This is a genomic window from Kribbella sp. NPDC054772, assembly GCF_053611945.1.
The window spans coordinates 96,200-104,794 of the sequence record NZ_JBSHBJ010000002.1 but is presented as its reverse complement, the minus strand read 5'-3'; the positions used below and the strand labels follow the sequence as shown (position 1 = coordinate 104,794).

At 68.2% G+C, this 8,595-nt stretch carries 9 protein-coding genes; 5 read left to right on the top strand and 4 right to left on the bottom strand.

The window, feature by feature from the left end:
- Positions 1-295 precede the first annotated feature (295 nt).
- Both ACWGID_RS03390 and uvrB read left to right on the top strand, forming a co-directional pair.
- Complete coding sequence (locus ACWGID_RS03390) at positions 296-553, top strand: hypothetical protein (protein ID WP_452193990.1); 258 nt, start codon at positions 296-298, stop codon at positions 551-553.
- Positions 554-600: 47 nt separating this feature from the next.
- The gene (gene uvrB, locus ACWGID_RS03385) at positions 601-2,706 is read left to right on the top strand and encodes an excinuclease ABC subunit UvrB (protein WP_452193989.1); all 2,106 of its coding nucleotides are present in this window, start codon (positions 601-603) and stop codon (positions 2,704-2,706) included.
- 39 nt (positions 2,707-2,745) lie between these two features.
- Here the strand turns inward: uvrB and ACWGID_RS03380 are convergent, their stop codons facing one another.
- Positions 2,746-3,639 carry a carbon-nitrogen hydrolase family protein gene (locus ACWGID_RS03380; protein ID WP_452193988.1) on the bottom strand — a complete coding sequence of 298 codons (894 nt, stop codon included), beginning with the start codon at positions 3,637-3,639 and terminating at the stop codon, positions 2,746-2,748.
- A gap of 79 nt (positions 3,640-3,718) precedes the next feature.
- On the opposite strand from ACWGID_RS03380, the gene ACWGID_RS03375 reads away from it, so the two are divergent.
- The 3 genes from ACWGID_RS03375 (at position 3,719) to ACWGID_RS03365 (ending at position 5,763) form a co-directional block, all read left to right on the top strand.
- A complete protein-coding gene (locus tag ACWGID_RS03375; protein ID WP_452193987.1) occupies positions 3,719-4,087 on the top strand; it encodes a VOC family protein in 369 nt (122 codons plus the stop codon).
- Positions 4,088-4,099: 12 nt separating this feature from the next.
- Positions 4,100-4,456, top strand: coding sequence for an MmcQ/YjbR family DNA-binding protein (locus ACWGID_RS03370; RefSeq protein ID WP_452193986.1), 357 nt, complete (start codon positions 4,100-4,102; stop codon positions 4,454-4,456).
- 260 nt (positions 4,457-4,716) lie between these two features.
- Positions 4,717-5,763 carry a TerC family protein gene (locus tag ACWGID_RS03365; protein WP_452193985.1) on the top strand — a complete coding sequence of 349 codons (1,047 nt, stop codon included), beginning with the start codon at positions 4,717-4,719 and terminating at the stop codon, positions 5,761-5,763.
- Positions 5,764-5,840: 77 nt separating this feature from the next.
- Here the strand turns inward: ACWGID_RS03365 and ACWGID_RS03360 are convergent, their stop codons facing one another.
- Genes ACWGID_RS03360 through ACWGID_RS03350 form a run of 3 tightly spaced genes read right to left on the bottom strand, consistent with a single transcriptional unit; the run spans position 5,841 to position 8,583 of the window.
- The gene (locus ACWGID_RS03360) at positions 5,841-6,707 is read right to left on the bottom strand and encodes a C40 family peptidase (protein WP_452193984.1); all 867 of its coding nucleotides are present in this window, start codon (positions 6,705-6,707) and stop codon (positions 5,841-5,843) included.
- On the bottom strand, positions 6,704-7,768 hold the full coding sequence (locus ACWGID_RS03355) for a mandelate racemase/muconate lactonizing enzyme family protein (protein WP_452193982.1): 1,065 nt from the start codon (positions 7,766-7,768) through the stop codon (positions 6,704-6,706). The genes ACWGID_RS03360 and ACWGID_RS03355 overlap by 4 nt, the downstream gene beginning before the upstream one ends.
- The gene (locus ACWGID_RS03350) at positions 7,765-8,583 is read right to left on the bottom strand and encodes a serine hydrolase (RefSeq protein WP_452193981.1); all 819 of its coding nucleotides are present in this window, start codon (positions 8,581-8,583) and stop codon (positions 7,765-7,767) included. The genes ACWGID_RS03355 and ACWGID_RS03350 overlap by 4 nt, the downstream gene beginning before the upstream one ends.
- Positions 8,584-8,595 lie beyond the last annotated feature (12 nt).

The following is an 8,595-nucleotide window of genomic DNA, read 5'->3' as shown; positions in this document are numbered from 1 at the left end:
GGAGTCCCACCTCCCGCCCACCCGGCCGGCCAAATAGAACCCCCGGGCCCCCCCCCCCCCGCCCAACGACTCCAAGGGCGCGAACGACGTCGGCGTCGAGGTCGGCTGGGGCGTCTGGTTCACGCCCGCGAAGGGCTGGCTGCCGGACTGGGACAAGTCCAAGGGCGGGAAGAACTACATCCTGCAGCAGTTCAACGCGCGCGGGCTGATCGACGGGTACTACTGGGTCCGCCAGACCGAGCTGTACGACGCGAAGGGTTTCGCGGAGCACCTCGTCGACGTCGAGTCCAACGGCATGCAGGGTGTCCGGATCGGTAAGGGCGTCCAGTGCAAGGCGGCCAGCCCGAACATCAAGGCCTGCTACGCGCTCTCGTACACCGGCGTCTGGGTCGCGAAGAACGGCAAGAAGGTCGCGATGCAGGGCTTCGTGACGGCGTACCAGGACCAGTTCGACCGGACGACGGCGAGCGACGCGGGGCTCGAGACCCGGGTCTACAAACGCCGGGTGAACGAGCTCATCTACATGAACAACACCCTGGTCAAGAGCTTCTGAGCTGGGGTTCTTAGAAACTGTCGGCGCGGCGCCGTACGGTGGTGGGCATGAGACAGGTGTCGGATCTCCAGCGGATGGTCGCCCCGTTGAAGGTGGTGTCGGACTTCGATCCGGCCGGTGACCAGCCGGCCGCGATCGCGGACCTCGAGCGGCGGATCAACGCGGGCGAGCAGGACGTGGTCCTGCTCGGCGCGACGGGTACGGGTAAGACCGCGACGGTCGCGTGGCTGGCCGAGCGGGTGCAGCGCCCGATGCTGATCCTGCAGCCGAACAAGACGCTGGCCGCCCAGTTCGCCAACGAGCTGCGCCAGTTCTTCCCCGAGAACGCCGTCGAGTACTTCGTCTCGTACTACGACTACTACCAGCCCGAGGCGTATGTCCCGCAGACGGACACCTACATCGAGAAGGACTCCTCGATCAACGAGGAGGTCGAGCGGCTCCGGCACTCGGCCACCTGGTCCCTGCTGACCCGGCGCGACGTGGTCGTGGTCGCGACCGTCTCCTGCATCTACGGCCTGGGCTCCGCGGACGAGTACCTGAACCGCATGATCCACGTGAAGGTCGGCACGGAGATGGACCGCGACGGCCTGCTCCGCCAGCTCGTCGGGGTGCAGTACGCGCGCAACGACCTGGCCGGCACTCGCGGCACCTTCCGGGTCCGCGGCGACACGCTCGAGGTCTTCCCGGTGTACCAGGAGCTCGCCGTCCGGGTGGAGTTCTTCGGTGACGAGATCGAGCGGCTGATGACGCTGCACCCGCTGACCGGCGAGGTGCTGAGCGAGGAGGACGAGCTCTACATCGGCGCGGCGACGCACTACGTGACGGCGCCGGAGCGGATGGAGAAGGCGATCACCTCGATCGAGGCCGAGCTGGAGGAGCGGCTGGCCGAGCTCGAGCGCAACGGGCAGTTGCTGGAGGCGCAGCGGCTCCGGATGCGGACGACGTACGACATCGAGATGATGCGCCAGATCGGGACCTGTTCGGGGATCGAGAACTACTCGCGGCACACCGACGGGCGCGAGCCTGGGACGGCGCCGCACTGCCTGCTGGACTACTTCCCCGAGGACTTCGTGCTCGTCATCGACGAGTCGCACGTGACCGTCCCGCAGATCGGCGGGATGTACGAGGGCGACATGTCCCGGAAGCGGACCCTGGTGGAGCACGGGTTCCGGCTGCCGTCCGCGATGGACAACCGGCCGCTGCGCTGGGAGGAGTTCCTGGAGCGGATCGGTCAGACCGTCTACCTCTCCGCGACCCCGGGGCAGTACGAGCAGGACAAGTCCGACGGGTACGTCGAGCAGATCATCCGGCCGACCGGTCTGGTCGACCCCGAGGTGATCGTGAAGCCGACCAAGGGGCAGATCGACGACCTGATCCACGAGATCCGGCTCCGGGTCGAGCGTGACGAGCGGGTGCTGGTCACGACGCTGACCAAGAAGATGTCCGAGGACCTCACCGACTACCTGCTGGAGATGGGGATCCGGACCAGGTATCTGCACAGCGAGGTCGACACGCTGCGTCGGGTCGAGCTGCTGCGTGAGCTGCGGATGGGTGAGTACGACGTCCTGGTCGGTATCAACCTGCTCCGCGAGGGTCTGGACCTGCCCGAGGTGTCGCTGGTCGCGATCCTGGACGCTGACAAGGAAGGCTTCCTGCGCTCCGGCCGCTCGCTGATCCAGACCATCGGCCGTGCGGCACGAAACGTCTCCGGCCAGGTGTTCATGTACGCCGACAAGATCACCCCGTCGATGGAGCTGGCGATCGACGAGACGAACCGGCGGCGCGCGAAGCAGATCGCGTACAACGAGGAGCAGGGTGTCGATCCGCAGCCGCTGCGGAAGAAGATCGCCGACATCACCGACATGCTGGCTCGCGAGGACGCGGACACCGCGGAGCTGCTCGGCTCCGGCCGCACGCAGTCCCGCGGCAAGGCCCCGGTACCGGGTGGCGGCAAGGCGAAGGCGGGCGAGAAGGCGAAGGAGCTGGCCGGTGGCCTGCCGTCGTCCGATCTGGCCGATCTGATCCAGCAGCTGACGGACCAGATGCACAACGCCGCCGCCGAGCTCCAGTTCGAGGTCGCCGCCCGCTACCGCGACGAGATCTCCGAACTGAAGAAGGAGCTCCGCCAGATGACCAACGCCGGCGCGAAGTAGCTCGAGTAGTCCAGTAGCCGAGTACGCCGGGGGTGACCGTCAGTTCCGGCGTACGACGGTCTGGTGGGGTGACTCGTCCACGGACAGCGTGAAGATGTCCGGGCGGGCGTAGTGGCCGACCGAGTCGAAGTCGAAGTACCCGCGGTCGAGCTCGGCCAGGTCGAGTTCCGCGACGAGGATGCCTTCGCCGGCGCGCAGCGGGCCGGCGAGGATCTCGCCGAGCGGGGAGATGATCGTGCTGCCGCCGTTGATCAGGACGGCGCCGTCGTCGCCGGTCAGGTACTGGTTGGCGCTGATCACGAAGCAGCGGCCTTCGAGCGCGATGTGGCGCATCGTCGCCTGCCACTGGTCGCGGTCGTCGACCGTCGGCGCACACCAGAGCTGCACGCCCTTGGCATACATCGACTGCCGGAACAGCGGCATGTAGTTCTCCCAGCAGATCGCCGCGCCGAGCACTCCGAGGTCGGTCCGTACGGCGGGCATCGTCGAGCCGTCGCCTTGGCCCCAGAGATAACGCTCGGCCGCCGTCGGCATCAGCTTGCGGTGGTGCGCGACCAGTCCGGCGTCGGGCGAGATGAAGACGGCCGTGCAGTACAGCGTCCCGCCGTCGCGCTCGATCACGCCGACGACGAGGTGTACCGCGAGTTCGCTGGCGAGCTCGGCCAGCCGCGTGACTTCCGGTCCGTCCAACTCGACCGCGGCCTGCCGGTAGCGCCGGTACAGCTCGCGGCCCTCCGGCGACCGCGACCCGACCACGATGCCGAAGTCCTCGCCCTTGGGATAACCGCCCAGGAACGCCTCCGGCAGCACGATCAGGCGAGCGCCGGCCGCGTCCGCCTCACGGACGTACTGCTCCGCCTTCGCCAGCGTCGCGGGCGTGTCGAACAGGATCGATCCGGCTTGGACGGCGGCAACGACGACAGGTGATGTCATGGCGAGCAGCGTAGTTCTGTCGCCGCGGCGGTCTAGTGTGCGGTTCAGAGACTTCACGTGGGATTTCAGGGGAGGAAGCATGTTCGATCACGTGTCGCTGCAGTGCGACGATGTAGCCGCGAGCCGGCGCTTCTACGAGACCGTGCTGGCCCCGCTGGGGATCTCGGTGTCGCTGGATTTCGGCGACGTTCTCGGGCTCGCCGGGACGGACGGCGTACCGAAGTTCTGGCTCGGTGGGCACAACACCGGCGGGGCGCAGCGGGAGATCCACGTGGCGTTCACCGCGCCGAACCGGGGGACCGTCGACACCGTCCATCGGGCGGTCACGGAGCTCGGGGCCGAAGTACTGCACGAGCCGAAGGAGTGGCCGGAGTACCACCCGGGGTACTACGCGGTGTTCATGCGCGACCCGGACGGGAACAACGTCGAGGTCGTCTCGCACAGCTGACGGAGGACCGTGATGACGCGACTGGCCGGTGACAACATCCTCGACTACTGCCTGGGCAAGCCGGGCGCCTGGCAGGACGAGCCGTGGGAGGGGGACGTGGTCGCGAAGGTCGGGGACAAGATCTTCGCGTTCCTCGGTGACGGCGGCGTCGGGCTCAAGTGCGGGGCGAACCGGGAGGAGGCCGACGAGTTGGTGGAGACCTATCCCGACGACGTCAGCAAGATGGCCTACATCGGGCGGGCCGGCTGGAACACGGTGCGGTTCGGGGGAGCGGTGCCGGATGACGAGGTGCTGGAGTTGATCGACGCCTCGTACGACACCGTGGTCGCGAAGCTGCCGAAGCGGCAACGACCGGCCGTCCAGGATTGATCATTCGCCAATAGATCACGCGCTGCAACTATTCCCTGACCCAGTTGTGACGATGTCGACAGGCGGACACGGGCCTCAGGATTTGGAGTCTTGGACATTCAGCCGTCAGAATGGGTGCAGAGAAGGGGAGTATTCCTTTCGCGGCGGCATCGTCATCACGGTCCAGGTCATCCCGGACCCGGTGCCTCCGGCGTCACTCACGGTGACGCGGAAGAGACCTTCGGAGTAGATGGTTTTCGTCTGAGCTCCGGAGGATTTCTGTGCACGTTGCTGACTACGTTTGGTACATCACCGTCGGGGTGCTGCTCGCGCTGCTGGCGTTCGACGTCTTCGTCATCGGCCGCCGCCCGCACGAGCCGAGCACCAGGGAGTCCGCGACCGCGATCGCGTTCTACGTCGGTCTCGCGGTGGTCTTCGGCCTCGGTGTCTGGTGGTTCTCCGGTGGGCAGTACGCCGGGGAGTTCTTCGCCGGCTGGCTCACCGAGTACAGCCTGAGCGTCGACAACCTGTTCATCTTCCTGATCATCATGGCCAGGTTCGGGGTGCCGAGGAAGTATCAGCAGACCGCGCTGCTGGTCGGCATCATCCTGGCGCTGGTGTTCCGCGGCATCTTCATCGCCGTCGGCGCGGCCGCGATCAACCAGTTCTCCTGGGTCTTCTACATCTTCGGCGCGTTCTTGGTGTACACCGCGATCCACCTCGCCAAGCAGGGCGAGAACGATGACGACGACTTCAAGGAGAACGCCGTCATCCGGTTCGCGAAGAAGCGGCTGAACGCCACCGACGAGTACAACGGCGTCAAGCTCACGCTGAAGAAGAACGGCAAGCGCCTCGTCACCCCGATGGCGCTCGTGATCATCGCGCTCGGTACCACCGACCTGTTGTTCGCGCTCGACTCGATTCCGGCGATCTACGGCCTGACCCAGGAGCCGTTCCTGGTCTTCACCGCGAACGTGTTCGCGCTGATGGGTCTGCGGCAGCTGTACTTCCTGCTCGGCGACCTGCTGAAGCGCCTGGTGTACCTGTCGCTGGGGCTGTCGGTGGTGCTCGCGTTCATCGGCGTGAAGCTGGTCCTGCACGCGATGCACGTGAACGAGCTGCCGTTCATCAACGGCGGTCACCACATCGACTGGGCGCCGGAGATCCCGATCTGGTTCTCCCTCGGCTTCATCATCGTGACGCTCGGCATCACGACGGTGCTGAGCCTGCACAAGTCCCGCAAGCTCGCCGTCGAAGCCCCGGCTCAGCAGCCCGCGCCGGAGCAGGACACCCAGCAGGCGCAAGAGCTGCACCACAAGGAGTCCTGAGACAGGACGTCGTGGCCGGAGACCTGACACAGCAGGTCTCAGGCCACCGTTTCGTGTCTCAGGACACGACTTCGGGGTCAGAAGCGAGCGGCCCGGATCAGGGTGGCGCGGCGGTCGTCCGTCAGCGGGCCGTCCTCCAGGCGCTTGCCGGTTTCCGAGGCGTGCAGCATGCCGGCCGCGGAGACGAAGCCGACGTGGTGGATCGTCTTCTGCGGGCGTGCGAAGAAGTAGAGGTCACCGGGCTGGGCCTCGTCGATCGGGATGTTCGGGAGCGCGTCGGCCTGGTCGTGCGCATCGCGCGGCGTCCGCAGACCGAGCACCCGGCTGACCGCGTGGATCAACCCGGAGCAGTCCAGCCCGTACGCCGACGTACCGCCCCACAGGTATTCGAGGCCGAGGAACTGCTGGCCGAGGCGGAGGCGGTCTTCGGCGTCGGACGGCTCCGATCCGGAGCGCAGTACGGCGTTCGCGAGCCAGCCGGAGCCACCGTCGGGCGTTGCCACGCGGGTGTGTCCGTCAGCGTGCTCGTCGGAGGCCAGCACGGTCGCGAAGGACAGCTCGGCCAGCGGCTGGCCACCGGGCTCGGCGAGCAGCATCGCGGTCGGTACGGCGATCGCGACCGGGTCGGCCGCACTGGTCGGCAGCTCACCCAGGTGACTCGACGGGACCCAGCCCGGGTACCCGAGCTCGTCCTGGGACGACGGCTGCCAGGGCGCGACGATCTCGGACCAGCCGTCCCGTTCGGAACGCACCAGGACGGGCTCGGCGAACAGCAGCTGCGTGAGGGTCCGGCCATGCAGGCCGAGGCGGGTCTCGGTGTCCATCGACTTGGCCCAGGCGGCCACATCGGGCTGGTCGGCGGTGGCCGGGGCGTCGATGTCGCGCGGCGCGTCCGGCGAGGTCCAGACCGTGCTGACCGGGACGTTGGTGGCGGCTAACTTCATGCGGTCAAGCCTGTCACGCCCAGTCCCGGAGCAGAAGGCAGGTGGATCAGGGAGCCGTCGTACCGGATCCCGCCGGTCACCGGCGCCTCGCGGAGCCACCAGGCGGCGTCCAGGTCGTTGACCGCGGTCGTCGGGTACGCCGAGACGAGGGCCGCCGCCGCGCCGACGCCGACGTGGCTCTCCATCATGCAGCCGACGATCGCGCCCAGCCCGTGCTCACGGGCGAGCTCGAGCAGCGTGCGGGCCGGCGCCAGGCCGCCGCACTTCGCGAGCTTCACGTTCACCAGGTCGGCCGCGCCCTGCCGGATCACCGCCACCAGGTCGCGGACGCCGTACACGGACTCGTCGGCGAGGATCGGCGTCCAGACCCGGTCGGTGACCCACGCCATCCCCTCCAGATCGGCCGCCGCGACCGGCTGCTCGACCAGTTCGATCGCGCACCCGGCGTCCTCGAGCTCCCGGATGACCCGAACCGCGTCGCGGCGGGACCAGCCCTGGTTCGCATCGAGTCGCAGTCGCGGCTCCGGACCGATCGCCTCGCGCACCCGGCGTACCCGCTCGATGTCTCCACGAGCGTCGGTCCCGACCTTGATCTTCAGTACGTCGAACCCGTCCGCGACCCGCGCCCGACCGGCCTCGGCCAGCGCGGCGGCATCGCCGACCGACAACGTCACGTCCGTTTGCACCACGTCGACCGTCGACCCGAGGAACTCGTGCAAGGTCTGACCGCGGCGCCGGGCGGCGAGGTCGTGCAGCGCGACGTCGACCGCGTCCTTCGCGCCGAAGTTGCCGACCGCCGCGCCCTGCACCCGGCGCAGCGCCTCGGTCAGGTCGTCGGGACCGAGCCCATTCAGCGCGGTCGTGATCGGGCCCTCGATGCAGGCCTGCGAACCGGCCAGCGAGTCGCCGGTCACCTTCCAGACCTGCGGCGCCTCGCCCCAGCCGCTCAGCTCGCCGTCGCTCACCTCGACGAGGAGCGACTCGACGTGAGTGGCGGTCCGGAGCGCGGTGACGAAGGGGGTGTGCAGCGGTGCGGACACCAAATGGGTGGTGATCTTCACCGGACCGTCTCCAAGTCTTTGCGGTGGTTCCACGCCTCGAGAGCGATCGCCGCGATCAGCTTCTGCGCGGCGGCGTCCGGCAGGTCGGACGTCGTACAGACCACCAGCACGAACGGGTCGGCGTCGGTGGGGCGGACGATCCCGCCGTCATGCCGGATCCGGGTGTCCCAGCCGTTCTTGTGCTCGACGCGGGTGCCCGCGGGCAGCTGCGCCGGGATCTCGCCGTTCCACTGGTTGCCGGCCAGCAGGTCACGCAGGTAGTCGTCCTCCTGCTTGCCAACAGCAACGAGTACGCCGGCCAGGCCGGCCGGGCTCATCAGATTGCTGATCCCGGCGCGCTGCGCGGCCGAGTCGTCGATCCCGCGCTGGATCTTGGACTCCGGCGCCGTCGAGCCTGGGAGCGTCGAGGCGGCCAGCGCCGCGTGGGCCGCCGCGATGCCGACCTGCTCGAGGACGAGGTCGGTCGCGAGGTTGCTGGAGCGGGTGATCATCTCCGTGGCCAGCCATCCGAGCGGCGCCGACGAACCCATCCGCTCCCAGGTCGCCGGCGCCTCGTCCTCGTCCGGATCCACCCCGAACCGGCCGCCGGCCGCGGACTCGAAGTCGTTGTGCACGGTCACCGGCTGGTCGAGCGCCAGCTCACCGGCCTCGACCTTGCGCAGCATCGCCATCGCCACCGGCAGCTTCATCGTGCTCGCGGAGTAGTGCCCGCGTTCCGCCTCGTGCTCGAACACCGGTACGCCGTCCAAGCGGCCCAGCCAGACGCCGAATGTGCCGCTCCCGTCGACCTCCTGGAGCAGCTTCGCGATTCCCATGGCGCTCACCCA

Coding starts and splice junctions, on each gene's coding strand:
- ACWGID_RS03390 (WP_452193990.1), top strand. CDS start 296: ATGCAGGGTGTCCGGATCGGTAAGGGCGTCCAGTGCAAGGCGGCCAGC.
- uvrB (WP_452193989.1), top strand. CDS start 601: ATGAGACAGGTGTCGGATCTCCAGCGGATGGTCGCCCCGTTGAAGGTG.
- ACWGID_RS03380 (WP_452193988.1), bottom strand. CDS start 3,639: ATGACATCACCTGTCGTCGTTGCCGCCGTCCAAGCCGGATCGATCCTG.
- ACWGID_RS03375 (WP_452193987.1), top strand. CDS start 3,719: ATGTTCGATCACGTGTCGCTGCAGTGCGACGATGTAGCCGCGAGCCGG.
- ACWGID_RS03370 (WP_452193986.1), top strand. CDS start 4,100: ATGACGCGACTGGCCGGTGACAACATCCTCGACTACTGCCTGGGCAAG.
- ACWGID_RS03360 (WP_452193984.1), bottom strand. CDS start 6,707: ATGAAGTTAGCCGCCACCAACGTCCCGGTCAGCACGGTCTGGACCTCG.
- ACWGID_RS03350 (WP_452193981.1), bottom strand. CDS start 8,583: ATGGGAATCGCGAAGCTGCTCCAGGAGGTCGACGGGAGCGGCACATTC.